Here is a 25,518-nt window from a genome sequence, read left to right on the forward strand (position 1 = left end):
TTTCGTTACGTCTCGTCGCGTTACTGCTTGACCTTCCCGTCCTTGTCGTACTGGGAGACATAGGCCCAGAGATCGTTGATCTCCTTCTCGTTCTTGATGCCGGCGAACGCCATCTTGGTGCCGGGGATCTTGGCCTTGGGATCCTTGATGTATTCCTTGAACAGCGCCTCGTTCCAGGTGATGCCGGAATTCTTGTTGGCGTCCGAATAATTGTAGTCCGGCGCCGTGCCGGACTTGCGGCCGTCGAGGCCGTTGAGCTCCGGTCCGACCTTGTTCTTCGCGCCTTCGCCGATGGCGTGGCAGGCGAGGCACTTGTTGAACGACGTCTTGCCGGCTGCGGCGTCCTGCGCCATCGCTTTGGATGATATGGCGGTGGACGCTGCGGCAGTCATGGCGAGGGCAACCAGCGCGCCGAAAGTCAGTTTTGTCATAGGATGCTCTTCGTCTCTTCCCGGGGTCAGATTGATGGTCGTGGTTTTGGCAGGTCCGGTGCAGGTGGACAAGCCGCGAAAGCTTGACAGGTTTCGCGATAGCAGACTTGCCCCAGAGAGAACTTGCGCTGCAACAAAGCAATGGGACCTTCGGAGGACCTACCCAAGGACAGCAAGACATGATTGATTTGCCGGGACAATTTCCTCCGTCGGACGAAGGTTTCGTAACATGGCTATCATGATGCCCGCAGCCGACCAGGCCGTGCTGGCGCGTCGCAGCGAAATCGTCGCCGCCCTGCGCGCAATCGTTTCGGGCGAAGGGGTCATCGACAGCGCCGCCGAGATGCGGGTCTATGAATCGGACGGGCTGACCGCCTATCGGCAGCCGCCGATGGTCGTGGTGCTGCCGGACACCACCGAGCAGGTCTCCCTGGTCCTGAAATATTGTGCGGAGCAGGGCATCAAGGTGGTGCCGCGCGGGTCCGGCACCTCGCTGTCGGGTGGTGCGTTGCCGCTGGAAGACGGCGTGCTCCTGGGCCTCGGCAAGTTCAAACGCATCCGCGAGATCGATTTCGACAACCGCGTCGTCGTCACCGAGCCCGGCGTCACCAACCTCGCCATCAGCCAGGCGGTCGCGCATGCCGGCTTCTACTACGCGCCCGACCCCTCGTCGCAGATTGCCTGCTCGATCGGCGGCAATGTCGCGGAGAATTCCGGCGGCGTGCACTGCCTGAAATACGGCATGACCACCAACAACGTGCTCGGCTGCGAGATCGTGCTGATGAGTGGCGAGATCCTGCGCATTGGCGGCAAGTCGGCCGAGAACGCAGGCTACGATCTGATGGGCGTGATCACCGGCTCGGAAGGCCTGCTCGGCGTCATCACCGAGATCACGGTGCGCATCCTGCAAAAGCCGGAGACGGCGCGCGCGCTGATGGTCGGCTTCGCGCAGGTCGAGGCGGCCGGCGAATGCGTGGCCCGGATCATCGGCGCCGGCATCATTCCCGGCGGCATGGAGATGATGGACAAGCCTGCGATCCACGCCGCCGAAGCCTTCGTCCATGCCGGTTATCCGCTCGATGTGGAAGCGCTCCTGATCATCGAGCTCGACGGCCCCGGCGTCGAGGTCGACGAGCTGATCAAGCGCGTCGAGGCGATCGCGCAGGGCTGCGGCTCCACCACCTGCCAGATCTCGACCTCGGAAGCCGAACGCAACCTGTTCTGGGCCGGCCGCAAGGCGGCGTTCCCCGCCGTGGGGCGCATCTCGCCCGACTATCTCTGCATGGACGGCACAATTCCGCGCGGCGCGCTGCCGAAGGCGCTGGCGCGCATCCGCGAGCTCTCGGAGAAATACCAGCTCGGCTGCGCCAACGTATTCCACGCCGGCGACGGCAATCTGCATCCCTTGATCCTCTACGATGCCAATAAGCCCGGCGAGATCGAGCGCGCCGAGGCATTCGGCGCCGACATCCTGCGTGCCTGCGTCGAGTTCGGCGGCGTGCTCACCGGCGAGCACGGCGTCGGCATCGAGAAGCGCGATCTCATGGGCGACATGTTCAGCGAGATCGACCTCAACCAGCAGCAGCGGCTGAAATGCGCCTTCGACGCGCAGGGCCTGCTCAATCCCGGAAAGGTGTTTCCGACCCTGCACCGCTGCGCCGAGCTCGGCCGCATGCATGTGCATGCCGGGAAACTGGCATTCCCCGACCTTCCGCGGTTCTGACGGGACTGATGCCGGTGGCGACATGGCGGACATCCCGGTAGGCGCCGCGACAGGCAAAGCGATAGCGGCGCCGGCCGCGTCGCGCCTGTTGTTCATCGACAACATCCGCTGGTCGATGATCCTGCTCGTGCTGAGCATGCACGCGGCCGATACCTACAGCCCGTTCGGCAATTGGTACTATGTCGACCGGCAGGCGACCGGCTTTGGCACGGCACTGTTCTTCGGCATCTACCAGAGCTTCCTCCAGGCCTTCTTCATGGCGGTGCTGTTCTTCATCGCCGGCTATTTCGCCGCAGCGTCGTTAGACCGGAAGGGATTTTCGACCTTCGCTCGCGACCGCTTGTTCAGGCTTGGTGTGCCGACCCTGCTCTACATGTTCGCGATCGGCCCGCTCACGCAGTATTTCCTGTCACGGACCTGGGGACGTGGTGGCTTCGGCCATCAGTGGCTGGTTCATCTCGGGGATGGCGAGTGGCTGTCCGAGACCGGTCCGATGTGGTTCTGCGCCGTCCTGCTGCTGTTCTCGCTTGCCTACGGCCTGATCCGCTTGTCGGGCTGGCGCGAGCGGACGGTCGCGCTGCATGGGTCGATGGTCATGGCCTTCGTGATGGCCATGGCGGGGGCCACCTTTGCCGTGCGCATCGTCATGCCGACTGGCTCCTCGGTGCTCAATGTTCATCCCGGCGACTTGCCGCAATATGTCCTGATGTTCGCCGCCGGAGCCTATGGCTATCGCGGCAACTGGATGACGGGACTTGCCGAAGGGGCCTGTGTGCGCTGGGGAGCACTGGCCCTCACGCTCTCCGTTCCGCTGTTCGCGGCGCTGGTGCTGTTTGGCGGCGGCCTCGAGGGCGAGACGGCGCTCTATTCCGGCGGCTTCAATCTCGTCAGTGCCGGGAAGTGCCTGTGGGAGGCGCTTGTCTGTGTGGGCATGGGTCTGCTCATACTGGCCGTCTATCGCCGCCATTTCGACGCGCAGGGGCCGGTTGCCAGATGGCTCTCGGACAATGCGTTCGGCGTCTACCTGATCCATCCGCCGATCCTGATCGGCTTCGCCATGCTGCTGCATGGGCTACCGCTCTTCGCACTTACGAAGGCGCTCCTGCTGACGACGCTGGCAGCGGTCGGCAGCTTCGCCGCCTCGGCGTTGATCCTGCGGAAATCGCCGCTGCGCGCGATCATCTAGCCGCGCGCAGCGTGCGGGGAGGTTGTTACATCAGCGCATACTGCGTGCGCTCGCGTTTCGCCAGCAGCGGAAGAGCCTGCCCTGCGATATGGCTCTTGAAATGCGTGCTCTCCTGATGCGCCTTGAAGGCGGCCTCGTCGCGGAACAGCTCGTAGAACAGGAACTGCGCCGGGTTGTCCTTGGCGCGGCTGATCAGGAACAGTTTTACGCCCGGCTCGCTTTGCGCCTGCGGGAGGAAGACGCGCAGGATCTCGGCAACGCGGTCGGCCTCCTCTCGCCTGGCTTCCCACTGCGCCACGACCAGAAGACCGCCGCCGCTGATCGCCTGATGGATGGTTTGTGGATTCATCGCCTGTTCGTTCATGATGGAACTCCGTTGGGAAGAGAACTGTTCGATCTGTACCGAACTTCGTACGACAATGATTCGATGGTGATCGAATTGAGGTTGTGTCCGCAGCGCCGCAAAAGCCGGCGCTCGCTCTCGTCCCGCATGGTGAGAAAAGACGGGTGCATTCCTTTGAGATTGAGGCGCGCGAGCTCGGCGCGAATTGATTTTCGACGCGATTTTCGCTACCGCCTCTTCCCGTGGATACGCTCAAGGTCAGAGACGCCAAAGACGTCGAAGAGGTGGTGCGCGCGGCGATTGCGAGCGAGCAACCGCTCGAGATCATCGGCCATGGCTCAAAGCGCGGCATCGGCCATGTGATGGCGACCAACGCCGTGCTCGATGTCTCCGCGCTCAACGCGGTCACCTCCTATGAGCCGAACGAGCTCATCATCACGCTCCAGGCCGGCGCGCCGCTGGCTGACGTGCTGTCGCTGATCGATGCCAAGAGCCAGCAATTCGCCTTCGAGCCGATGAACACGGCGCCCCTGCTCGGGACGCCCGGCCTCGGCACCATCGGCGGCATGATCGCAGCTGGTCTCGCCGGGCCGCGCCGCATCAAGGCCGGCGGCGCCCGGGACCATCTGCTCGGCGCGCACGCCGTCTCCGGCTTCGGCGACAGTTTCAAGACCGGCGGCAAGGTGGTGAAGAACGTCACCGGCTACGACCTCTGCAAGCTGCTCGCCGGTTCCTGGGGCACGCTGTCGGTCATGACCGAGGTGACGCTGAAGGTCATGCCGAAGCCGGAGAGCGAGCGGACGCTGCTGCTGCGGGGGCTGGACGACGCCGTCGCCAACAAGGCCATGACCGCGGCGCTCGGTTCGCCCTTCGACGTATCGGGCGCGGCGCATCTGCCGAAATCCGCTTTCCGGGAAAGAGCCGAAGGGCTCGGCGACATCGCCACGCAAGGCGAGGCGCTCACCGCGCTGCGGCTGGAGGGCATCACCGCCTCGGCCGCCCACCGCGCCGTCTCGCTGCGCGAGGCGCTCGCCCCATTCGGAACCGCCGATATCGTCGAGGATGCCGCTTCGGCCGCGTTGTGGGCCGCGATCCGGGACGTACTGCCGTTCGGGGCCGATGGCGCCCTTGGCGCTTGGCCGGTGTGGCGGGTCGTCTGTCCGCCTGCCTCAGGCGCCGCGATCGGCCGGCAGCTTGCGCGGGAAACCGGCGGCGACGTGATCTACGACTGGGGCGGCGGGCTGATCTGGGCGGCCGTGCCGCCGAAGGGCGATGCGCAAGCCGCCATCGTGCGCCAGCGCGCGGAAGCCGTCGGCGGGCACGCCATGCTGGTCCGGGCGACCGAAGAGGTGCGGCGCAATGTGGACGTGTTCCATCCGCAAGCACCGGGTGTCGCCGCGCTCGGTGAGCGGGTTCGCGTCAGCTTCGATCCGAAGACCATCCTCAATCGCGGGCGGCTGAAGCGGGGCGAGGCATGAAGACCGAATTCTCGCTCACCCAGCTCGCCGACCCCGATATCGCGGAAGCCGACAAGATCCTGCGCGCCTGCGTGCATTGCGGCTTTTGCACCGCGACCTGTCCGACCTATGTGCTGCTCGGTGACGAGCTCGATAGCCCGCGCGGCCGCATCTACCTGATCAAGGAGATGCTGGAGAAGGACCAGGCGCCGACCGCCGAGGTCGTCAAGCATGTCGACCGCTGCCTGTCGTGCCTTGCCTGCATGACGACGTGTCCGTCCGGGGTGAACTACATGCACCTCGTCGACCAGGCCCGGGTCCGGATCGAAGAGCGCTACGAGCGGCCGCTTGCCGAGCGGCTGCTGCGCGCTGTGCTGGCGTTCGTCCTGCCCGACCCGCAGCGTTTTCGCATCAGCATGTCGCTGGCGCGGCTTGCCCGGCCGTTCGCGGCTTTGCTGCCGACGCCGCGGCCGTCGGCCACCCCTGGCCTCACGCAGCGGATCAAGGCGATGCTGGCCCTCGCGCCAGGCCAACTGCCGGCTCCGGGGCCCGCCGCGGGCAGCGTCTTTGCGGCGCTCGGCAAGAGGCGGGGGCGGGTCGCGCTGCTCCAGGGCTGCGCCCAGCAGGTGCTGGCACCGCGGATCAACCAGGCCGCCATCAACCTCCTGACCCGCCACGGCATCGAGGTCGTGCTGGTCCGGGACGAGCAATGCTGCGGCGCGCTGACGCATCACCTCGGCCGTGACGATGACGCGGTCGCGCGGGCGCGGGCGAACGTCGCAGCCTGGCGTCGCGAGGCGGCAAAGGATGGTCTCGATGCCATCCTGGTGACGACGTCCGGCTGCGGCACGGTGATCAAGGACTACGGCTATCTCCTGCGCGAGGACCGTGACTTCGCGAGCGATGCGGCCAACGTCTCCGCGCTCGCCAAGGACATCACGGAGTATGTCGCAGGCCTCGCGCTTCAGCCGACGACGCGACACGACGACATCGTCGTCGCCTATCATTCCGCTTGTTCACTGCAGCACGGGCAGAAAATCACTGCACTTCCGAAAGAATTGCTTTCCAAGAACGGATTCGTGGTGAAAGATATCCCCGAGAGCCATTTGTGTTGCGGTTCGGCGGGGACCTACAACATTCTCCAGCCCGACCTTGCGGGCAGGTTGCGCGATCGCAAGATCGCCAACATCGCGAGCGTCAAGCCGGACATGATTGCCGCGGGCAATATCGGCTGCATGGTGCAGATTGCCAGCGGCACATCGGTGCCGGTCGTGCACACGATTGAGCTTCTCGATTGGGCGACGGGCGGCTCGCGGCCGGCATTGAACTAGTCGAACTGAACTAGCCGACTGCGCCGCGCCCGGAGGTGGACGACTGAAGGCCCGATCGACCATTTGGTTCGGCGGCAACAGGAGGATCACGATGGCGAAAGCGAAGAAGAAGAAAAGCAAGAAGGCCAAAAAGGCCAAGAAAGCCGTAGCAGCGAAGAAGACCGCGAAGAAGGCCGGCAAGAAGGCGTCGGCGAAGAAATCCGCCAAGAAGGCAGCGAAGAAGTCGGCCAAGAAGTCCGCAAGGAAGGCTGCACCGAAGAAAGCTGCCAAGAAGGCCGCACCGAAATCCGCGAAGAAGGCGGCTCCCAAGAAGAGCGCGAAGAAGGCGGCGGCCCCCAAGCCACCAGCCGTGGAAGCTCCCGCTCCAGAGCCCGCACCGGAGGCGAGCTGGGCGACCCCGTCGCCCACCGGCGACAGCTCGTCGGCTTCGGCTGAAGGGCAGGGTTAGCTCCCGCTTCGCCGTCCAAACAACGATCCGCAATACGGAAGGCCGCGGCGGCGACGCTGCGGCCTTTCTGCATCGACGGATTGCATCACCGAGCACTGGTTCATCGACTTCCCTTGGGCCGTGGACTGATTCGTATCGGCGCACGCCGCTTGTGCGGCACGCCCGTAACAACCCGGGGCCAGCAGTGACCTTGGAATGCAAATTATGTGTTCGAGATGCAACACATCCTGACAACCTTTCTTGGAATCGTCAGAACGCCTAAAAAGTCGGCAGATGCATGTGTTTTTTGCTTCACTGTCTGAGGGCCACGCTCCAGATTGCGGCGGCTAAGAGTTTTGCAGTCAGGGTTCGCATGCCCCGGGGGGCGCCGGGATCGGACTGGTCTTGAGAAGGTGATGGGGATTGAAATGAAGAAAGTGGCTTTGTTGGCAACGGCGCTGGCAATGGTGACGGGTTCGGCTCTGGCGGCAGACATGCCGGTGAAGGCTATGAAGGCCCCTCCGCCGCCTGCCTTTGATCCCTGGGATATCGCCTTCGGCGGCGGCATCATGAGCGACTACATCTTCCGCGGCATCACGCAGTCGAACCACAAGCCGTCGGTCACGGCCTATTTCGAGCCGCGCTTCAACGTCACCAAGGACCTCCAGCTCTACGTCGGCGTCTCGGCCGAGAGCATCTCCTTCCCGAACCGCGCCGCGGCTGAAGTCGACGTCTACGGCGGTATCCGCCCGACCTTCGGCGCGTTCGCCTTCGACATCGGCGTCTGGGGCTACCTGTATCCGGGTGGAACCTGCTACTTCGGCGCACCCGGCATCGACTTCGCCGGCAACTTCCAGGGCGCCGAGTGCGCCGAGAAGGCGCTCCTCAATGCCAACGTGATCAAGAAGGACCTGAGCTTCTTCGAAGTCTACGGCAAGATGACCTACACGGTGAACGACAACTGGGCGTTCGGCATCACCGAATACTACACCCCGAGCTACCTGAACTCGGGCGCCTGGGGCAACTACACCTCGGTCACCGGCAAGTACATCGCGCCCAGCACCATCTTCGGCTCGAGCGGCGTCGGCATGTACGTGTCGGGTGAGTTCGGCCGTCAGTGGCTTGGCACCTCGGACAGCTTCTACGGTGTGGCTGCGTTCCCGAACGGCATCAAATACGCCGACTACAACACCTGGAACGTCGGCATCGGCTTCACTTACAAGGTCTTCACGCTGGACCTGCGCTACTCCGACACCAACCTCTCCAAGGGTGACTGTAACGCCTTCACCAGCGACTGGTCGGCCCGCGGCAACATCACCGCCTCCACCGGTACCTTCGTGACCCCGATCAACCCGTCGGGTGTCGGCTCCAACTGGTGCGGCGCGGCCGGCATCGCCAAGCTGTCCTTCGACCTGACGGCGATGACCAACCTGAAGTAAGCGTCTTTCACTGGACGACTGAAGGGCGGCAGGACAACCTGCCGCCCTTTTGCTTTTGGGGGGAAGCCTCAACGTATCGAGCGCTCTGATCTGGCCGCCAGATGAACGGCGGTTCGTTGGGTGATCTAGCCGCAGCCTCGCTTCACCTCTCCCGCTTGCGGGGGAGGCATAGGCCGCCTTGGCGGCCGGCTTCTTAGACGACGCCGAGGCAAAGCCTCGGCTGTGGCGAAGCGCCGGGTGGGGGCTCTCTCCACATCGGGAGCCTCGATTGCGGAGACACCCTCACCCCGACCTTCTCCCGCAAGCGGGAGAGGGGGAGCACACCACCGTCTCGGATGAACTCAGCGCGCTTCGCTCGGCGCCGCCCGGACCGGTGCGCCGACGCCGAGCACGTGGATCTCGCCGTCCGGGACCAGCCTGACATTGCGGGTGTGGAAGGCATCCAGCGTCGAGCGGTGGCCAATCGACACGATCGTGGTCGACGGCAGCTTCTCTTCCATGAGGCGGTAGAGCAGGGCCTCGGACGGCTCGTCGAGCGAGGCGGTCGCCTCGTCGAGGAACAGGTAATCCGGCGCATGCAGCAGCGCCCGCGCCACGCCCAGGCGCTGCTGCTCGCCGAGCGACAGAGTCCTGTTCCAATGCGCCTCATCGTCGAGCTGCTCGGCAAGCCGGGGCATGCCGACCGCTCTCAGTGCCTCCTTGATCTTGTCGGGCGCGATCGTGCCGCGCTCGGCCGGGTAGATCACGGCGTCGCCGAGCGGGCCAATCGGGAAATACGGCCGCTGCGGCAGCATCATTAGGCTGGATTTCCCGGGGATGGCGATCTTGCCGGTGCCGAACGGCCAGATCCCGGCGATGGCGCGGAACAGTGTCGATTTGCCGGAGCCGGACGGGCCGGTCACGAGCACGCGCTCGGGGTGCTGGATCGCAAAGCCGTTAGCTGCGACTAGCGGCTTGCCGTTGGGCAGCTTCACCAGCAGCTGCTCGAGCGCGATAGCGTCGCTGCCGGTGGACGGTGTGACGCCGATGGTCGGCTCATGCGCGGCGATATTGGCGGCCGAGCTGACCGACATCTCGAAACCGTCGAGACGGGCGACCACCGCGCGCCACTCGGCGAGCTGGCGATAGGTCGTGACGAAGAATGACAGCGCGCGCTGCACGCTCGAGAATGCCGAGCCGGTCTGCATCATGTCGCCGAGCTGGATCTTCTTGGCGAAATAGGCCGGCGCCACCAGCACGTAGGGGAAGATCACGGCGGCCTGTTGATAGCTCGCTGTGAACGCGGTGAGGCGTTTGGTGCGGCTCATGATCCCGTACCAGTTGTTGATCACGTAACCGAAGCGGTCCAGCAGACGCTCGCGCTCGGCGCTCTCGCCTTTCAAGAGCGCGATTTGCTCGGAGTTCTCGCGCACCCGCACCAGGTTGAAGCGGAAATCGGCCTCATAGCGCTGCTGCTCGAAATTGAGGTTGACCAGTGGCATGCCGATCCAGTGCGTCAGGGCGGTGCCGAGGACCGCATAGAACAGTGCGCCCCACACCAGATAGCCGGAGATCGCGAAATCGAGGCCGGGGATGCGCAGCGGCGCAGCGTTGGAGAGGCCCCACAGGATGATCACGAAGGAGAACAGCGTCACGATCGAGGACAGCAGGCCGATGCCGATGCTCAGCGTCTGTTCGACGAAGGTCTTGACGTCGTCGGTGATGCGCTGGTCCGGGTTGTCGGCGGCGTCGCCCTTGAGCTGCATGCGGTAGTGGGTGGCATCGTCGAGCCATTCGCCGAGATAGTGCCGCGTCAGCCATTGCCGCCAGCGGATCTGGAGCCACTGGTTGAGATAGAGCTGATAGACGGCCAGCGCAACGAAGGCAGAGGCAAGGCCGACGAAGATCCAGATCTCGCGCACGAAGGTGTCCAGATCATAGGCCTGGAGCGCACTGTAGAACCGGTTCTGCCACTGGTTCACGAGCACGTCGATCGCGACCAGCGCCAGCTCGATCGCGATCACTGCGGCGAGCAGGCCGCGGCCGGCCCATTTGTCCTCGGACCGGAAATAGGGCATGGCGATTCGCCAAACGGTCGCGAGCGTCGCGCTGATGTTCTTCACAGATAGGGGTCTCCTGCGGGGTAGGCGCAAACGCCTGATGCAATGGCGCAAATAAGCGCGCTTAGACTAAAGTTGCAAATCCGGCGATTTGCGTTGTCCGGGCCGGCAACCCTAGCATGGGCATCACGGCGCGGGGTGGGGGCCTCTGGGACTTCGCGAGCTTGTGAGCGGATGGGAACCGCCGCATTTCGCGACATGACCGCTTCAGTCTCAAGGACTATCGCGACCGACGTCAAGCAGGTTCGGCTGTCCACGCTGGCCGCCCTGCCGCACCAACGCGTGGGGGAGGACGAGGATGTGGAATCAAATCTATAACCCGCTGAACAGTGCGGCATTGTCGACCATCGCGGCGGCCGTCCCGGTGGTCTCGCTGTTGATCATGATCGCAAGCGGGCGCGTGAAGGCGCATATCGCGGCCGTGATCGCGGTGATCATCACCAACCTGATCACGATCGTCGTCTTCACCATGCCGGTGAACATGTCGATTCGCGCCTCCGTGCTCGGCATCGTCACCGGCTTCTTCCCGATCGGATGGATCGTCCTCAACGTCATCTTCCTCTACCAGGTGACGGTCACGACCGGACGCTTCGAGCTGTTGAAGCGTGCTGTCGGCGGCGTCACCGAGGACCGGCGCCTGCAACTGCTGCTGGTCGCGTTCTCGTTCGGCGCCTTCTTCGAAGGCGCCTCGGGCTTCGGCACGCCCGTCGCGATCACCGGCGCCGTGCTGATCGGTCTCGGCTTCTCGCCGCTCGCCGCTTCCGGCCTGTCGCTGATCGCCAACACCGCGCCGGTCGCCTATGGCGCGCTCGGCACGCCGATCCAGGGCCTTGCCTCAGTCACCGGGCTCGATCCCTATATCCTCGGCGCGATGGTCGGACGGCAATTGCCGTTCTTCTCGCTGATCGTGCCGTTCTGGGTGGTCTGGGCCTTCGCGGGCTGGCGCGGCATGAAGGACGTCTGGCCGGCGATCCTCGTCACCGGCGTATCCTTTGCCATCCCGCAATTCGTGATCTCCAACTTCATCAATCCCTGGATCGTCGACATCGGGGCCTCGCTGATCTCGATGGGGGCGCTGATCCTGTTCCTGAAGGTGTGGCACCCGAAGCAGCTCTGGTTGTCGCCGGCGCTGCGCGGTCACGACGAATCGGCGGCGCAGATGAACAAGGCAACGCCGCTCGACAAGACGCCGCTGACGCAGTCCGAGCTGTGGAGCGCACTCCTGCCGTGGATCATCGTCTGTATCGTGATGCTGATCTGGGGCAGCGGCTGGTTCAAGACCTGGGCAAACGCGATCTTCACCTGGAACTACGCCGTTCCCGAGCTACACCAGATGATCAACAAGATGCCGCCGGTGGCCGCGAAGCCGACGCCGGAAGGCGCGGTGTTCGCGTTCACCTACCTGTCCTTCACCGGCACGGGCATGCTGATCGCGGCGATCATCTCCGGCTTCCTGATGGGCGTCGGTCCCGGCCGGCTGCTGGTCGAATATGGCCGCACCATCCGGCTCTGCGCCATCTCGCTGATCACGATCTCGGCGATGCTGGCGATCGGCACGCTGACCCGCCTTTCCGGTGTCGACGCGACGCTCGGTCTCGCCTTCGCGGCGACCGGCGTGCTCTATCCCTTCTTCGGCACGCTGCTCGGCTGGCTGGGCGTGGCGCTGACGGGATCGGACACCGCATCGAACATCCTGTTCGGCAACCTCCAGAAGATCACGTCGCAGCAACTCGGACTGTCGCCGATCCTGATGGCGGCGGCGAACTCCTCCGGCGGCGTGATGGGCAAGATGATCGACGCGCAATCAATCGTGGTCGCCTCCACTGCCACGCGGTGGTACGGCCACGAGGGCACGATCCTGCGCTTCGTGTTCTGGCATTCGATCGTGCTGGCCTGCCTGGTCGGTGTGCTGGTGACGCTCCAGGCCTATGTCTGGCCGTTCACGGCGCTGGTGCTGAACTAAAGCATGATCCGGAAAAGTGTGAAGCGGTTTTCCGAAAAGATCATGCGCAAACAACAACCTAAAGCGCGATGACGATTCATCCTAATCTCACCGCGCTTTAGCGCCACGCATCGCAACGTCACGAAATCCCCGCGGGAAAACTCCCGCGGGGATTTTGCGTGTGCGGCGAACCTTCTCAACGTCGTGCCGGTCTTATAGAAGGTGCGGCGGTTCAAGGACGAGAGGTCTCATGGTTTCGCTCAAGCAGATGGTGTGCGCGGCTGCCGCGGTGGTGCTGATGGCGGGCGCGGCCCATGCCGAGGACGGCTTTCCCTTCGGGACCGAGATGACGCTCGAAGCCCTGCCGCAGCCCGGCTCGAAGCGCATTCCCAACATCGAGATCGGCGACAATGGCGAGGTGGTGCTGGAGCTCTGGTGCAAGGGCGGCAAGGGCCAGTTCTCGGTCGCCGGCAACACCGTGATCTTCGTTCCCGGCCAGATCCAGGACCGTTCCTGCCCGCCCGCCAAGGCGCAGGCCGATGACGACCTCGTCGCAGCGCTGAGCAGCGTCGAGACCTGGAAGCGCCAGGGTGAGTTCCTCTCGCTGATCGGCCCGAAGCCGCTGCGCTTCCGGATGAACGGGAATTGAGCCTCGCGGCAGCCGGCGGTTACGGCGTCGCGATCAACCCGTTGGCGGTGGCAACGATCCAGCGGCTGCCCCAGCGCACGATGGAGTCGACCCGTCCAAGTCCCGGAATAGTGTCGCCGCGGGCGGCCATCCGAATTCCGTCGGGGCCGTCGAGAACGGCAGTTCCGTCGCGAACGTCGACAACGGTCCACCCGGGAATCGTTGTCGGTCTCGTCTCCGGGGCCGGTGCCAGAGGCTGCCTCATGGCGGCTGCAGGCGAGGGGAGGCTCGTATTCGCCTGAGAGGCCAGGCCGGCAGGCAAGCGGGCGGGCGATGGGGTGGACGGCTTGGGAATGCTTCCGACAAAGGCGGGTGCCGCTGGTTGCAGATCCGAGTGAGATGCGGTCTTTCGCGCGCCTTCGGCCTTGCCGGCGGATCTCGTGTCAGACGGTTGCGACGAAGCCGTTTGCTGCTCGGCTGCCGGGCGGAGGCCGATCATGCCTGCGAGCTCGGGCCAAGTCAGGCCGCCGGCCCATCCCAGTGCAAAGCTTGCCATCAGCGCAATTGTGAACAGCAGAAAGTTCCGCGTTCGAACACCCTGCGGGTCCCGCAGCATCAGCACGTCGTCGCGATCGCGGCTTAAGAGATCCCGCAGCCTGACCGGCTGCCTCGGCAACTCGCCGCCAGCCACATTCCCCAACCAGATGTTTCCAAGGGTACTCGGCTCGTGGTCTTGCATGATGCGACCCACGTTCGGCTACCCGATGATGGCCGCTTAAACTGAATCGAATCTTAACGATCAGGCAAACCACCGCGGCAGCGCCCGACTATTTCCACACCGACTTGTCGGCGTCCCAGCGCTGGCCTTTCAGCTCCTTTGCCAGCGCCTCGATCGCGCCGTTGTCGTCGGCCTGATCGCCCTCTTCATCGCTGCTCGCTTCATCCGACAGATTGAGCTTGGCGCCGGTGCTCTCGTCGGCCGTTGTGATCGCGGGACTGCCGACCCAGAGCAGGAGGCGGTCGCTGCTGCCGGGCTTGTCGGTCGAAACGAGGCCGGCGACCTCGATCGTGTCGGTGAGCTCGAGCGCCGGGAAATCCTGGTTCGGCCGCTTCAGGAGAACCTTGAGCTTGCCGGTGACCGGGTTGAAGCTTTGCGAGACGGGCTTTGCCGCCAGCGTCCGCGCCAGCACGTTCGCGACGGTGCCGGCAAGCCGGTCCCGGCTGATCTTGTCGCCGTCGCGCCAGTCGGCGGCGGAGAAGCGGATGGCCCGGTCCATCTCCATCATGCCGGCGGTCCAGCCCGCCGCGGTGACGCCCGGCATCGCCTTGAACTTGGCGAGCAGCGCGCTCGCGCGCTCCGGGTCGACCGACATGTTGATGGTCTGCTCGCCGGCGCGCAGCGCATCGCAGCCGACCGACAGGCTGGCCAGCGTCACCTCGACATCCTGGCCCTTCAGGCTCTTCAGGAAATCGGTCGCCGCCTCTAACTTGACCTTGACCGCGATCGCCTCTGGCGAGACCTCGGTGAAGTCCTTCGGCTGCGGCGTGATGCCATCGTCCGAGGTCTGATTGTCCAGAAACTCCTTCTCGCTGAGGTCGGAATTGTCGGGGGAGGCGACCTCGGTCACATTGCCGCCGATCGAGATCTGGCCGCGGAATTCGAAGGTGTCGCTGGTCGGCTTGCGCGTCAGCTTGACGGTGACCGGCGCCTTGTCGCCGAGGCTCTGTGTCGTGCCGGTCAGGAGCTGGCCGGCGACAGTGAGATTGACGACGAAGCGGTCCTTGCGGTCGGAATTCTTCGCGGCGGGATAGCAGACGTCGAGCACGGCCGCGGTGACCGTCTTGCCCTGGCGGGTCTCCTTCAGGATGACGTCGGCATTGCCGTCCATCAGCCCGTCGATCGAGGTGAAATAGCGCGTCTCGGTTCCGCCGGGCGCGGTGGCCTTTGGCGACAGCTTCGTCTGGGCGGACGCGACGTCAGGCGCAACCGCAACCAAAACCGCCAAAAAGCCTATCGAGCAGAACGAAAGCGCGCGCATCGACGAAATCCTCGAGAGAAACCAGAATCGGCGCGCCACCGTAGTGGGTTTTTGCCGACGGTTGAATGGTCGGCAAAAAAGAAGGCCGCCCGGAGGCGGCCTTCGCGTGATTCTGGCTGGTTGCGACGGGCTCAGAAGCCCATGCCGCCGCCGCCGGCCGGCATCGCCGGGGCTGCTTCCTTCTTCGGCAGCTCGGCGACCATGGCTTCGGTGGTCACCAGCAGGCCAGCCACGGAGGAGGCGTCCTGGAGCGCGGTGCGCACCACCTTGGCGGGATCGATGATGCCCTTCTCGACCAGGTCGACATACTGCTCGGTCTGGGCGTCGAAGCCGAAGGTCTCGGACTTGTTCTCCAGGATCTTGCCGACGACGATCGAGCCTTCGAGACCGGCGTTCTCGGAGATCTGGCGGATCGGGGCTTCCAGCGCCTTCAGCACGATGTTGATGCCGGCCTGCACGTCGGCGTTGTCATTGGACAGACGCCCCACAGCCTTCTTGGCACGCAGCAGCGCGACGCCGCCGCCGGGGACGATGCCTTCCTGCACGGCTGCGCGGGTGGCGTTGAGCGCGTCCTCGACGCGGTCCTTCTTCTCCTTGACCTCGATCTCGGTCGCGCCGCCGACGCGGATCACCGCGACGCCGCCGGCGAGCTTGGCCAAACGCTCCTGGAGCTTCTCACGGTCGTAGTCCGAGGTGGTCTCCTCGATCTGCGCCTTGATCTGGCCGACGCGGGCCTCGATCTCGGGCTTCTTGCCGGCACCGTTGACGATCGTGGTGTTCTCCTTGTCGATCACCACCTTCTTGGCGCGACCGAGCATCTTCACCGTGACGTTCTCGAGCTTGATGCCGAGCTCTTCGGAGATCAGCTGGCCGCCGGTGAGGATCGCGAGGTCCTCGAGCATGGCCTTGCGGCGATCACCGAAGCCCGGAGCCTTCACAGCGGCCACCTTCAGGCCGCCACGGAGACGGTTGACGACCAGGGTGGCGAGCGCCTCACCCTCGACGTCCTCGGCGATGATGACGAGCGGCTTGCCGGACTGCACCACGGCTTCCAGCACCGGCAGCATGGCCTGCAGGCCCGAGAGCTTCTTCTCGTGCAGGAGGATGTAGGCGTCCTCGAGCTCGGCGGTCATCTTCTCGGCGTTGGTGACGAAGTAGGGCGACAGATAGCCGCGGTCGAACTTCATGCCCTCGACGATGTCGACCTCGGTGTCGAGCGACTTGTTCTCCTCGACGGTGATGACGCCCTCGTTGCCGACCTTCTGCATCGCCTGCGCGATCATCTTGCCGATGGCGGCATCGCCGTTGGCCGAGATGGTGCCGACCTGGGCGACCTCGGAAGAGGCGGCGACCGGCTTGGCGCGCTTCTCGATGTCCTTGATCACGGCCTGGACCGCGGTGTCGATGCCGCGCTTGAGGTCCATCGGGTTCATGCCGGCGGCAACCGCCTTGGCGCCTTCGCGCACGATGGCCTGGGCCAGCACGGTCGCGGTGGTGGTGCCGTCGCCGGCGAGGTCGTTGGTCTTGGAGGCGACCTCACGGACCATCTGGGCGCCCATGTTCTCGAACTTGTCCTCGAGCTCGATCTCCTTGGCGACGGTGACGCCGTCCTTGGTGATGCGGGGTGCGCCGAAGCTCTTCTCGATGACGACGTTGCGGCCCTTCGGGCCGAGCGTCACCTTGACGGCGTTGGCGAGAATGTCGACGCCGCGCAGCATGCGTTCGCGCGCGTCTCCGGAAAACTTGACGTCTTTGGCAGCCATTTTTTTGCTCCTGGAATTGCCTGGTTCGGTGGAAGTCCGCACTTCGCCCTGTCATTGCCGGGCTTGACCCGCCTGCGAGGCCGAAGCCGCTTCGGCGTGGCGTAGGTCCGGCAATCCATCCGCTTTTCGATGAATGATGGATGCCCGGGTCGAGCCCGGGCATGACGATTGAAGAAATGAAGGCGCGTGACGGTCGGCTTTAGGCGAGGACGCCCATGATGTCCGACTCCTTCATGATCAGGAGATCTTCATTGTCGATCTTGACCTCGGTGCCCGACCACTTGCCGAACAGCACGCGGTCGCCGACCTTGAGGTCGATCGGAATCAGCTTGCCCGCCTCGTCGCGGCCGCCGGGGCCGACGGCGACGATTTCGCCCTGGGACGGCTTCTCCTTGGCGGTGTCGGGAATGATGATGCCGCCCTTGGTCTTTTCCTCGGCATCGATACGTTTGACCACGACACGGTCATGCAGCGGACGAAATTTGGACTTAGCCATGACGTTTCCCTTTGGAAGCTCGCTTCGGAAGCAGCGGTAGTAGGTGAGGGGCCTGCGCCCCCGTCCGACCTCTGTCAGGATCGAGTGTCAGGATCGAACGGCGCGCTTTAGCAATCGGGCTTCCCGAGTGCTAATAGTGCGCCCGGAAATATGGCTTGGCCGCGATCCTGTCAAGCAAAGGTGGTTAAGCCATTGGTGAGACGGATATAGGATGGTGACTTCAGAAACGAATTGGGGACGCTGGCGTATGCTAGGACGTCATTGCCCCGACAGCGGTTTTGCGCTTGGCTGCAGGAGGGGGCTGCCAGGCTCGTGTTTGGGGGGCGCTTTGCTCGGGGGAATGCCATGATCAGTTCAGCTCACGCGCGGACGGTTGCCAGGCTGGGCGCCGCCGCAGCCTTGGCGCTGCTGCTGGGAGCATGTGGCGGCGGCATGAGCCTGCCGTCGTTCTCGTCCTCCTCGCCGCCGCCCGATGCCGAGCCCGGAACAGGGCCGGAGATGCCGGCCTCGATCCGCTCCGACGAGATCGTCGGCCGCTGGGGCCTTGCCTCGTTCCAGAACCCGGCCGACCGCGCCCGCACCGAGGCCGCGGCCCGCGCGCAGTGCAAGAATCCCTATGTGATCGGCGCCGGCTCGAGCGGCGGCGTGATCATGCACCTGGCCGACCAGGCGACGCCGCAGGAGCTGCGGCTGAAGGGGAGCCCAAGCGGCAAGAACTACATCGGACCGGCCGGTCCGACCCCCGGCGAGCAGGACCGCGAGATCGTCTCCTTCGACGGCCGCGTCATGGTCACCCGCTTCATCGACAAGGACGCCGCCACCCGCTACGGCAACATGGTCTACGTCCGCTGCGCGCCGAGGGCGTGAGCGGCCCTCTGGTCTAACCGCCCGTCATTGCGAGGAGCGAAGCGACGAAGCAATCCAGACCGTCTCTACGGAGGCACTCTGGATTGCTTCGCTTCGCTCGCAATGACGAAGAAAACAAAAACGCCGGCTTTGCGCCGGCGTTTTGCTTTTCTGTATGTCCCGTCCGCTCAGTCGAACAGGGCGTCGATGTCGTCCTGCGAGGCGTGGCCGACGTCGCCGGCGAGCTTCGGGCCGTTGAGGAGCTTGGCGTCCTCGTCGCGGGTGTCGACGATCTGCGGTGCGTGGGCCTTGATCGCGTCGACGCCGCCCCAGATGTCCATCATCGCATTGATGTGCTGCTCGATGAACTTCATCGTGCCCATCACCTTGCTGATGCGCTGGCCGGTCAGGTCCTGGAAGTTGCAGGCTTCGAAGATCGAGATGACGCGCTCCTGGATGTCGTCGGCGAGCCGCTTCTGCTGGTCGACCGAATCCACCTTGGAGAGCGCGCTGGCTGCCTGGTCGATCGACTCGGCCGCCTCGAGGATCTGCTGGGTCGCCTGTTCGGTGCCGCCGACGACGGCGCCGAGCTCGCCATTGACCTTGGCCATTTCGCCGCCGTCAAAGCTCTTGCCGTGCAGCGTCGCGATTTCGCGCTTGGTGCGGTTGATGGCGTCGTGAATGAGGTCGAGCTCGACCTTCAGCTTCTCGCACTGCTCGATCTGGGCGCGGTAGGTCTCGAGCATCGCGCGCGTGTCGGCGACTTCCTGCGCCACGACGGCTTCGGTCGAGGCCGGCGCAGCATGCGCGGCGTGGCTGTTGCGCGCCATTTGCGCGCGGATCGCGCGCAGCTCGGCCATGATCTCGCTGTGCATCGGAGCAGTCTCGTCAGTCATCTCGGGCATAGGCATTTCGCCGACGATAGCTTCCTCGGCACGAAAACGTTTGCGGTGAACAGCCATATTGGAACTCCCCCCACCTCACTCACGCGGCCTTTGTAGCCAGAAGGGATTTAACACGACGTTCACGGCGGGAACTGCTTTGCGACTGCTCGCGATTCGCACGTCTACGGCCGATTAACCATGCGCATCCGTCGTTCATCGAAAATAAACGCTAGCGGACAAAAGGCCTGATGTTCGCGACGTGGTGAATCAAACCGCCGTTTCCGTTTACCAAACCAAACGGCTTTTGATTTTAAGTGGGCCCCATCGCAAGGGCAGGTCCGCGCCCGCCGCGATGAATGCACCAGACGAAACAGTACAGAGTACGTCGATGTTCAAGAAAATGTCTGTCGCGCTGCTCGGCAGCGCATGCACCTTTGTCGCCGGGATCGACCGCGCCGCCGCGTTCGACAACACCGTGTCATCCGATCCGCCCGCCGTGCTCTATGCGCCGCAGGCTCCGCCGCCGCCGGTGCGCGTCGCCTCCAATGCCAACATGGGCGGCGGCTTCATCGAATTCCTGTTCGGCGGCGAGGAACGCGGCCAGCGCTATTATCCGCAACAGCAGCCGACTTATCAGCAGCAGCCGGCCTATTACGACCAGCGTCGTTTGTCGCCGATGGGTGAGCCGCAGATGCAGGGCGCAGTGCCGCAGCAGGAGGCCGATCCGCGCTCGCGTGCGTTCGATCCGAGATTTGAAAAACAGCTCGTCGCGTATGAGGGCAAGGAAGGCGCCGGCACCATCGTCGTCGATACCCCCAACAAGTTCCTCTATCTCGTCGAGGGCAACGGCAAGGCGCTGCGCTACGGCATCGGCGTCGGTCGTCCCGGCTTCACCTGGTCGGGCGTGAAGGCGATCACGGCCAAGCGCGAATGGCCGGACTGGACGCCGCCGGCGGAAATGATCGCACGCCGCCCCGACCTGCCGCGGCACATGGAAGGCGGCCCTGAAAATCCGCTCGGCGCGCGCGCGATGTATCTGGGCTCTTCGCTGTACCGCATCCACGGCTCCAACGAGCCCTGGACCATCGGCACCAACGTTTCCTCCGGCTGCATCCGCATGCGCAACGAGGACGTCATCGACCTCTATGGCCGCGTCAACGTCGGCACCAGGGTCGTGGTGATGTGATATCTTTCCCCTCTCCCCTTACAAGGGGAGAAGGGAATGCACCGACCCAGTGTCAAAAAAAACGGCCGCCGGAAGGGCGGCCGTTTTGCATTTGATGGTGATGCTGCTTACGCGTAGTCGCTGCCGCCGTCATCACCGCCGCCGAAATCGCTGTCGTCGGCCATGTCGATGTTGTCGTTGTCGTTGTCGTCGTAGTCCTGATGATCATCTTGATCGTTCGACGCCTGGTCGAGGAGGCCCTGGCGGGACTCGTCGCGGTCGCGACCAGAGCCGATATCGTTGACGCCGGCATCGCGCGCCAGCGAGCCGCCGGACTGGTCGCTGTCGCCCCAAGGACTGCCGCTGCCGCCGCCACCGCGCTCCTCGATGATGGTGGTGTCGCCAAAAGCCTGATGCGATCCGCCCATCCCGCCGCCCATCATGTTGCGGATGCCGGAGAGCAACATCGAGCCGCCGACGACGCCGGCCGCGGCTGCAGCCGCAGTACCGAGGAAGGAGCCGCCGCCACCGCCCAAGGGCGGAGGGGCGCCGTAGCCCTGCTGCCCGTAAGCGGGCTGGCCGTAGCCGGGCGGCTGCGGCGGCTGCATCGCCTGGCCGGAGTTCCAGACCGGCCGCTGCTCGCGCTGCGGCACGTTCGGGACCGAGCCGCGCGATTGTCCACCGCCGAACAGGCTGTCGCGCATGGAGTCCAGAAAACCGCCTGATTGACTTTGCTGCTGGGGCGCGTTCGCCGCCTCCAGCTCCTGGATGCGGGCATTGGCGCGCTTCAGCGCCTCGTCCTGCAACAGCACGGTCTGCACCAGCGCGTACATGGCGTTGGGCGCCTTGTTCAGGCCGTCGTTGATGGCGGCGATCGCGTTCGGATCGCGCGGTGCACTCTCAAGTTTCGAAAGCCGGTCGAAAAGCTCGTCGACGAGCTGGCGTTCTTGCGGCGTCATGATCGATCTCCCTTGCGCAAACCAAGCGCGCCGAAGATGTAGGGTTCCATTGTGGCGCCAACAGTGGGCCGCGGATTAAATTTCCGCATGCGACAAGCTGCCCGGTCCCTTGCGCCCGGCGGTTTCATGCCAATGTCACGTTGCTCGCCGCCAGCAGCCGGGGGAACGCCTCGCTTGCGAGGTATGCGTGCTCGCGCTCGCGGACCCCGGTCATCGGATCCAGGCTGCGCAGGGTGTCGTCGACGAAGCCGGGATGGCACATCACGAGCCCGCCGTCAGGCAGGCCCGCGATGAATTCGCCCATCAGCTTGCCGAAATCGGCCGCATCCCGCGTGAAGTCATAGGCGCCGGCGAAGCCGGGATTGAAGGCGAGACCCGCCTGCCGCGCGCGGTGGCGGAATTGCGCGCTCAGGACATCCAGCACCAGTGCCTTGGGCGAGGCCAGCCGCTGCATCAGCGGGAGCTCGCGGCCGCCCTGCCGCACCCAGGCCTTTGGCGCGGCCTCGCTGACAGCGGCGACGAAGCCGTCGCGGACCTGCGGATAGAGCTGCACATGCTGATGGCCGTCGACGAAATCAGGCGCGCGTCCGAACGCCTGCGCGAACGCCGCAAGCTGCGCCTTCACCTCCGCGTAAATGATCTCGCGATCGAGCCGCCGCAGCAATCCCGCTCGTAGTAGTTTGGGAAAGGCCAGGAACATGTCGCCTTCGAGCGGGCGGAAATGCATGGTCAGCGGGCGGAACGGCGCCGACAGCGTGACATGCAATCCGATCGCGCAGCGCGGGCTCTTTGTCCGGGACGCCTCCAGCGCGTCGACCTCGCTGCGGCCGATCGCCGGTCCCGGCATCATCACGGACGTCGCATTGAGACGGCCGCGTTCGATGAGGTCGCGGATCCCAAGGTTGACGCCCGCGCTGATCCCGTAATCATCGGCGCAAAGCCAGATACGCCGCGGCTTCGCCGCTTCGTTCATTCCGCCGCCGTCCTGCTCGAGGCGTCGTCGGCCTTGTCGGTCTCGAATTGCTTCTCGCTGTGCTCGGCAACGAAGTAGATCGGGCGCGCCTTCAATTCGGAGAGGATCTTGCCGATATATTCGCCGACGATGCCGATCATGATGAGCTGCACGCCGCCGATCGTCATCAGGCCGACCACGAGCGAGGGATAGCCGGGCACCTGCTTGCCGGTGGTGAAGACTTCCCAGAGGATGGACAGGCCGAACAGGAAGGCGACGCCCGCGAGCAGTACGCCGAGCAGGCTGGCAAAGCGCAAGGGCGCGACCGAGAACGAGGTCAGACCCTCGATCGAGAGGCCGAGCAGCCGCGTCGCATTGAAGGTGGTCACGCCGTGGGCGCGGGCCGCGGGCTCGTAGTCGACGCGGATCTGGCGGAAGCCGATCCAGCTCGCCAGCCCCTTGAAGAAGCGGTTGCGCTCGGGCAATTGCCGCAGCGCTGCGACCGCGCGCGGCGAGAGCAGGCGGAAGTCGCCGGCGTCTTCGGGGATCTTCTGCCGCGCGCCCCAATTGATCAGCGCGTAGAAGCCGTGCACCGCGAGCCGCCGCAGGAACGTTTCGTTGTCGCGATGCGCCTTGGCGGTATAGACGACGTCGTAGCCGTCATCGATCCAGTGTCCGACGAGTTGTTCCACCAGTGCGGGCGGGTGCTGGCCGTCGCCGTCCATGAACATCACGGCGCCGCGCCTTGCGTGGTCGAGGCCGGCCATCAGCGCCGCCTCCTTGCCGAAATTGCGCGACAGCGACACCACCTGTACGTCGATCGCATCGGCCGGCAGCGCGCGCGCGATCGCAAGCGTCGAATCCGCGCTGCCGTCGTCGACATAGACGACCTCGCAGGCGAGGCGATAGCGCTCCCGCAGCGTCCTGGCGAGCTCGCAGAGCCGCTGGTGCAGCGCGACGAGCCCCGCCGCCTCGTTATAGACCGGCACGACAATCGACAGCCCTTTGGCCGCGGCGCTCGTCGCGGTGGTGGTCAGGGCGGAAACGTCAGAGCCCAGCGTCATCGATCAAGGTTCCAGAAGCACTCAAAACTCGTTCGAACAGCATATGGTAGCTGCCGTTTGCTGTCTCTACGCTGAACGGGCCCCAGGGATGCCCCAGAGATTTCCCAAGGGATTCCTGCACCTCACCGCCGCAGGAACGTCTCGAGCTTGGCGAACAGCGGGTTCTCGCGATCAAAGACGTAGTCGAGCGAGACCACCGAAACCGTCTCGGCGCCATGATCGCGCAGGAAGCTCGCCAGCGCATAGAGTTTTGCGGGCGGACAGTGCAGCGTCAACATGCCGGACGAGGTCGGCCCGCCGAACGGCGCCTCCACGCCGAAATTCCGGTGCGCCTCGCTCAGCAATGCCGCATCGCACTGCCGGAAACGGGTGCGGACCTCGCGGTACTGGTTTGCCCGCGCCCGGGCCGCGATGTGATCGAGGATGATCCGGGCCGTCTCCCGCGCCTCGGGCGACCACTCGGCGTCCCGGGAGGCGACCAGATTGGCCTGGCTGCGCAGGATGACGCCATCGTCGAGGATCTTCAGGCCATTGGCGGCAAGCGTTGCGCCGGTCGTGGTGATGTCGACGATCAGCTCGGCGGTGCCGGCCGCAGGCGCGCCCTCGGTCGCACCGGTGCTCTCGACGATCCGATAGTCGACGATGCCGTGGCTCGAAAAGAACGCCCGCGTGAGATTGATGAATTTGGTCGCGACCCGCATCCGCCGGTGGTGCTGCTCGCGGAAGCCGGTGGTGACGTCGTCGAGATCGGCCATGGTGCGGACATCGATCCAGGCCTGCGGCACGGCGACCACGACGTCGGCATAGCCGAAGCCGAGCCGCTCGATCAGGGCGACGCGCGTGTCGGCATCCGCGATGTTCTCGTGCACCAGATCCTCGCCGGTGACGCCGAGATGCGCCATGCCGCGGGCAAGCTGCGAGGCGATCTCGCTCGCCGAGAGATAGGCGATCTCGACATTGTCGAGGCCTGCGATGGTGCCGCGATAATCGCGCGCACCGCCGGCCTTCGACAGCGTCAGCCCGGCGCGCGCGAAAAAGCCTTCCGCGTTTTCCTGGAGGCGGCCCTTGGACGGAACGGCCAGAACGAATGGCGCGCTCATGACTTAAGCTCCCTTGCGGCCGATCTTGGCGAGCGCATCGACCCAGACCGAGAAGCCGACTGCGGGGATCGGCGTCTGCGATCCGAGCTGGGTCATCAGGCCGTCGTAGCGGCCGCCTGCGACCAGCGGTTCGACGCCGTTACCCCTGTGATGCACTTCGAACTCGAAGCCGGTGTAATAGTCGAGACCGCGCCCGAACGAGGTCGAAAAACGCGTCTCTTTCACGTCGATGCCGCGCGCGGCCATGAAGCCGACGCGGTTCTCGAACAGGTCGATCGCCGCCGAAATATCCAGCCTGGTATCCGCGGCGAGCGCGCGCAACTCGGCAACCGCCTGATCCGGATTGCCTGCGATCGACAGGAAGCGCTTGAGCACGGTCAGCACCTCGCGCGGCAGCGCACCGCTCTTCAGGGTGGATTGCTCGAGGAAGCGGTCGGCGATTTCGGCCGTGGTGCGGCCCCCGACATTGGTGGTGCCGGCGATCGACATCAAATCGGTGACGAGCGCGAGCGCCGCCTTGCGGTCGGAGCCTGCGAGTGCCGCCAGCACGCCTTCATACTCGTTGCGGGTGGTGGCGGTTGTGATCGAGAGCCGTTCCAGATCCTGCTCGAGGCTGATCTTGCGGTTGAAATCCTTGATCAGCCGGCGCCGCCAGACCGGGAACAGGTCGAGCGCGTCGATCACGGCATTGAACAGTGCCACATCGCCAGTGCGGATCTCGACGTCACGGACGCCGAAGGCCGTGGTCGCCTCCAGCGCCAGCGCAAGCATCTCGGCGTCGGCGGCGGCCCGGTCCTGGCGGCCGAACGATTCGATGCCGGCCTGGAGGAACTCGCTCGCTCGGCCGCTGCGGTATCGAAACACCGGGCCGAGATAGCTGAAGCCCGCGGGCTCGCCGGCGCGCCCCGAGGCGAGGTAGTCGCGGGCCACGGGAATCGTCAGGTCCGGGCGCAGGCACAGCTCCTCACCGGTCAGATCGGTGGTCAGGTATAGGCTCTTGCGGATGTCCTCACCGGAGAGGTCCAGGAACGGCTCGGCGGGCTGGAGGATCGCCGGCTCGGCGTGGACGTAACCGGCCTGCGCGAACGACAACAGCAGCGTATCCGCCCAAGTGGCGGAGCCGGCAGCATTTGAGGTGGCAGTCGCGGTCATGATGGGGTCCGTTTGTCCCGGCGGGACCGGGGCAGGCAAAGGTGACGTTGGCGCAGCCCCTTAGCATGGCCCGATTACGGTTTCGACCTCCA

The 25,518-nt window shown here is 64.9% G+C and carries 23 protein-coding genes; 10 read left to right on the forward strand and 13 right to left on the reverse strand.

Annotation, left to right across the window (positions count from 1 at the left end; all coding sequences use genetic code 11):
• Window positions 1-20: 20 nt before the first annotated feature.
• On the reverse strand, window positions 21-431 hold the full coding sequence (gene cycA / locus QQL28_RS18280) for a cytochrome c-550 CycA (RefSeq protein ID WP_284267453.1): 411 nt from the start codon (window positions 429-431) through the stop codon (window positions 21-23).
• Between the two features lie 229 nt (window positions 432-660).
• Here cycA and QQL28_RS18285 point away from each other — a divergent pair, with 229 nt between their 5' ends.
• A complete protein-coding gene (locus QQL28_RS18285) occupies window positions 661-2,154 on the forward strand; it encodes an FAD-linked oxidase C-terminal domain-containing protein (RefSeq protein ID WP_284267454.1) in 1,494 nt (497 codons plus the stop codon).
• A gap of 22 nt (window positions 2,155-2,176) precedes the next feature.
• Complete coding sequence (locus tag QQL28_RS18290; RefSeq protein WP_284267455.1) at window positions 2,177-3,340, forward strand: acyltransferase family protein; 1,164 nt, start codon at window positions 2,177-2,179, stop codon at window positions 3,338-3,340.
• Between the two features lie 25 nt (window positions 3,341-3,365).
• On the opposite strand, the gene QQL28_RS18295 is transcribed toward QQL28_RS18290, so the two are convergent.
• Window positions 3,366-3,704, reverse strand: coding sequence for a putative quinol monooxygenase (locus tag QQL28_RS18295; RefSeq protein ID WP_284267456.1), 339 nt, complete (start codon window positions 3,702-3,704; stop codon window positions 3,366-3,368).
• A gap of 221 nt (window positions 3,705-3,925) precedes the next feature.
• Here QQL28_RS18295 and QQL28_RS18300 point away from each other — a divergent pair, with 221 nt between their 5' ends.
• The 4 genes from QQL28_RS18300 (at window position 3,926) to QQL28_RS18315 (ending at window position 8,337) form a co-directional block, all read left to right on the forward strand.
• A complete protein-coding gene (locus QQL28_RS18300; protein WP_284267457.1) occupies window positions 3,926-5,161 on the forward strand; it encodes an FAD-binding protein in 1,236 nt (411 codons plus the stop codon).
• Window positions 5,158-6,471 (forward strand): glycolate oxidase subunit GlcF, encoded by a 1,314-nt coding sequence (glcF, locus tag QQL28_RS18305; protein WP_284267458.1) that lies wholly within the window; start codon window positions 5,158-5,160, stop codon window positions 6,469-6,471. Before QQL28_RS18300 ends, glcF begins: the two co-directional genes overlap by 4 nt.
• 91 nt (window positions 6,472-6,562) lie before the next feature.
• Window positions 6,563-6,919 carry a hypothetical protein gene (locus tag QQL28_RS18310; protein ID WP_284267459.1) on the forward strand — a complete coding sequence of 119 codons (357 nt, stop codon included), beginning with the start codon at window positions 6,563-6,565 and terminating at the stop codon, window positions 6,917-6,919.
• A 407-nt stretch (window positions 6,920-7,326) separates the two neighbouring features.
• Complete coding sequence (locus tag QQL28_RS18315) at window positions 7,327-8,337, forward strand: TorF family putative porin (protein WP_284267460.1); 1,011 nt, start codon at window positions 7,327-7,329, stop codon at window positions 8,335-8,337.
• Between the two features lie 341 nt (window positions 8,338-8,678).
• Here the strand turns inward: QQL28_RS18315 and QQL28_RS18320 are convergent, their stop codons facing one another.
• Complete coding sequence (locus tag QQL28_RS18320) at window positions 8,679-10,439, reverse strand: ABC transporter ATP-binding protein/permease (RefSeq protein WP_284267461.1); 1,761 nt, start codon at window positions 10,437-10,439, stop codon at window positions 8,679-8,681.
• 295 nt (window positions 10,440-10,734) lie between these two features.
• On the opposite strand from QQL28_RS18320, the gene QQL28_RS18325 reads away from it, so the two are divergent.
• Window positions 10,735-12,399 carry an L-lactate permease gene (locus QQL28_RS18325; RefSeq protein ID WP_284267462.1) on the forward strand — a complete coding sequence of 555 codons (1,665 nt, stop codon included), beginning with the start codon at window positions 10,735-10,737 and terminating at the stop codon, window positions 12,397-12,399.
• Between the two features lie 229 nt (window positions 12,400-12,628).
• Window positions 12,629-13,027 (forward strand): META domain-containing protein, encoded by a 399-nt coding sequence (locus QQL28_RS18330; RefSeq protein WP_284267463.1) that lies wholly within the window; start codon window positions 12,629-12,631, stop codon window positions 13,025-13,027.
• A gap of 19 nt (window positions 13,028-13,046) precedes the next feature.
• Here QQL28_RS18330 and QQL28_RS18335 read toward each other — a convergent pair whose 3' ends face one another.
• The 4 genes from QQL28_RS18335 to QQL28_RS18350 form a co-directional block, all read right to left on the reverse strand.
• Window positions 13,047-13,745, reverse strand: coding sequence for a hypothetical protein (locus tag QQL28_RS18335; RefSeq protein WP_284267464.1), 699 nt, complete (start codon window positions 13,743-13,745; stop codon window positions 13,047-13,049).
• Between the two features lie 88 nt (window positions 13,746-13,833).
• Window positions 13,834-15,045 carry a hypothetical protein gene (locus QQL28_RS18340; RefSeq protein ID WP_284267465.1) on the reverse strand — a complete coding sequence of 404 codons (1,212 nt, stop codon included), beginning with the start codon at window positions 15,043-15,045 and terminating at the stop codon, window positions 13,834-13,836.
• 131 nt (window positions 15,046-15,176) lie between these two features.
• Entirely contained in the window at window positions 15,177-16,808 is a 1,632-nt protein-coding gene (groL, locus tag QQL28_RS18345; RefSeq protein ID WP_284267466.1) for a chaperonin GroEL, read from the reverse strand.
• A gap of 199 nt (window positions 16,809-17,007) precedes the next feature.
• On the reverse strand, window positions 17,008-17,304 hold the full coding sequence (locus QQL28_RS18350; RefSeq protein ID WP_027525027.1) for a co-chaperone GroES: 297 nt from the start codon (window positions 17,302-17,304) through the stop codon (window positions 17,008-17,010).
• Between the two features lie 345 nt (window positions 17,305-17,649).
• On the opposite strand from QQL28_RS18350, the gene QQL28_RS18355 reads away from it, so the two are divergent.
• Window positions 17,650-18,171 (forward strand): hypothetical protein, encoded by a 522-nt coding sequence (locus QQL28_RS18355; RefSeq protein ID WP_284267467.1) that lies wholly within the window; start codon window positions 17,650-17,652, stop codon window positions 18,169-18,171.
• Between the two features lie 167 nt (window positions 18,172-18,338).
• Here the strand turns inward: QQL28_RS18355 and QQL28_RS18360 are convergent, their stop codons facing one another.
• Entirely contained in the window at window positions 18,339-19,112 is a 774-nt protein-coding gene (locus QQL28_RS18360) for a protein phosphatase CheZ (RefSeq protein ID WP_284267468.1), read from the reverse strand.
• A gap of 310 nt (window positions 19,113-19,422) precedes the next feature.
• On the opposite strand from QQL28_RS18360, the gene QQL28_RS18365 reads away from it, so the two are divergent.
• Entirely contained in the window at window positions 19,423-20,220 is a 798-nt protein-coding gene (locus QQL28_RS18365; protein ID WP_284267469.1) for a L,D-transpeptidase, read from the forward strand.
• Between the two features lie 107 nt (window positions 20,221-20,327).
• Here QQL28_RS18365 and QQL28_RS18370 read toward each other — a convergent pair whose 3' ends face one another.
• The 5 genes from QQL28_RS18370 to QQL28_RS18390 all read right to left on the reverse strand — a co-directional run bounded on the left by QQL28_RS18370 (window position 20,328) and on the right by QQL28_RS18390 (window position 25,426).
• A complete protein-coding gene (locus tag QQL28_RS18370) occupies window positions 20,328-21,158 on the reverse strand; it encodes a DUF2076 domain-containing protein (RefSeq protein WP_284267470.1) in 831 nt (276 codons plus the stop codon).
• 124 nt (window positions 21,159-21,282) lie between these two features.
• Window positions 21,283-22,131, reverse strand: a complete 849-nt coding sequence (locus tag QQL28_RS18375; protein ID WP_284267471.1) for a ChbG/HpnK family deacetylase — start codon at window positions 22,129-22,131, stop codon at window positions 21,283-21,285.
• Window positions 22,128-23,174, reverse strand: a complete 1,047-nt coding sequence (locus QQL28_RS18380; RefSeq protein WP_284267472.1) for a glycosyltransferase family 2 protein — start codon at window positions 23,172-23,174, stop codon at window positions 22,128-22,130. Before QQL28_RS18380 ends, QQL28_RS18375 begins: the two co-directional genes overlap by 4 nt.
• A 122-nt stretch (window positions 23,175-23,296) precedes the next feature.
• Complete coding sequence (gene hisG, locus QQL28_RS18385; protein WP_284267473.1) at window positions 23,297-24,274, reverse strand: ATP phosphoribosyltransferase; 978 nt, start codon at window positions 24,272-24,274, stop codon at window positions 23,297-23,299.
• Window positions 24,275-24,277: 3 nt separating this feature from the next.
• The gene (locus QQL28_RS18390) at window positions 24,278-25,426 is read right to left on the reverse strand and encodes an ATP phosphoribosyltransferase regulatory subunit (protein WP_284267474.1); all 1,149 of its coding nucleotides are present in this window, start codon (window positions 25,424-25,426) and stop codon (window positions 24,278-24,280) included.
• Between the last annotated feature and the right edge of the window lie 92 nt (window positions 25,427-25,518).

The sequence above is a fragment of the Bradyrhizobium iriomotense genome, from assembly GCF_030160715.1.
In the GTDB taxonomy this organism is placed as follows: domain Bacteria; phylum Pseudomonadota; class Alphaproteobacteria; order Rhizobiales; family Xanthobacteraceae; genus Bradyrhizobium; species Bradyrhizobium iriomotense.

Coding starts and splice junctions, on each gene's coding strand:
- cycA (WP_284267453.1), bottom strand. CDS start 431: ATGACAAAACTGACTTTCGGCGCGCTGGTTGCCCTCGCCATGACTGCC.
- QQL28_RS18285 (WP_284267454.1), top strand. CDS start 661: ATGGCTATCATGATGCCCGCAGCCGACCAGGCCGTGCTGGCGCGTCGC.
- QQL28_RS18290 (WP_284267455.1), top strand. CDS start 2,177: ATGGCGGACATCCCGGTAGGCGCCGCGACAGGCAAAGCGATAGCGGCG.
- QQL28_RS18295 (WP_284267456.1), bottom strand. CDS start 3,704: ATGAACGAACAGGCGATGAATCCACAAACCATCCATCAGGCGATCAGC.
- glcF (WP_284267458.1), top strand. CDS start 5,158: ATGAAGACCGAATTCTCGCTCACCCAGCTCGCCGACCCCGATATCGCG.
- QQL28_RS18310 (WP_284267459.1), top strand. CDS start 6,563: ATGGCGAAAGCGAAGAAGAAGAAAAGCAAGAAGGCCAAAAAGGCCAAG.
- QQL28_RS18315 (WP_284267460.1), top strand. CDS start 7,327: ATGAAGAAAGTGGCTTTGTTGGCAACGGCGCTGGCAATGGTGACGGGT.
- QQL28_RS18325 (WP_284267462.1), top strand. CDS start 10,735: ATGTGGAATCAAATCTATAACCCGCTGAACAGTGCGGCATTGTCGACC.
- QQL28_RS18330 (WP_284267463.1), top strand. CDS start 12,629: ATGGTTTCGCTCAAGCAGATGGTGTGCGCGGCTGCCGCGGTGGTGCTG.
- QQL28_RS18335 (WP_284267464.1), bottom strand. CDS start 13,745: ATGCAAGACCACGAGCCGAGTACCCTTGGAAACATCTGGTTGGGGAAT.
- QQL28_RS18340 (WP_284267465.1), bottom strand. CDS start 15,045: ATGCGCGCGCTTTCGTTCTGCTCGATAGGCTTTTTGGCGGTTTTGGTT.
- groL (WP_284267466.1), bottom strand. CDS start 16,808: ATGGCTGCCAAAGACGTCAAGTTTTCCGGAGACGCGCGCGAACGCATG.
- QQL28_RS18350 (WP_027525027.1), bottom strand. CDS start 17,304: ATGGCTAAGTCCAAATTTCGTCCGCTGCATGACCGTGTCGTGGTCAAA.
- QQL28_RS18355 (WP_284267467.1), top strand. CDS start 17,650: ATGATCAGTTCAGCTCACGCGCGGACGGTTGCCAGGCTGGGCGCCGCC.
- QQL28_RS18360 (WP_284267468.1), bottom strand. CDS start 19,112: ATGGCTGTTCACCGCAAACGTTTTCGTGCCGAGGAAGCTATCGTCGGC.
- QQL28_RS18365 (WP_284267469.1), top strand. CDS start 19,423: ATGTTCAAGAAAATGTCTGTCGCGCTGCTCGGCAGCGCATGCACCTTT.
- QQL28_RS18370 (WP_284267470.1), bottom strand. CDS start 21,158: ATGACGCCGCAAGAACGCCAGCTCGTCGACGAGCTTTTCGACCGGCTT.
- QQL28_RS18375 (WP_284267471.1), bottom strand. CDS start 22,131: ATGAACGAAGCGGCGAAGCCGCGGCGTATCTGGCTTTGCGCCGATGAT.
- QQL28_RS18380 (WP_284267472.1), bottom strand. CDS start 23,174: ATGACGCTGGGCTCTGACGTTTCCGCCCTGACCACCACCGCGACGAGC.
- hisG (WP_284267473.1), bottom strand. CDS start 24,274: ATGAGCGCGCCATTCGTTCTGGCCGTTCCGTCCAAGGGCCGCCTCCAG.
- QQL28_RS18390 (WP_284267474.1), bottom strand. CDS start 25,426: ATGACCGCGACTGCCACCTCAAATGCTGCCGGCTCCGCCACTTGGGCG.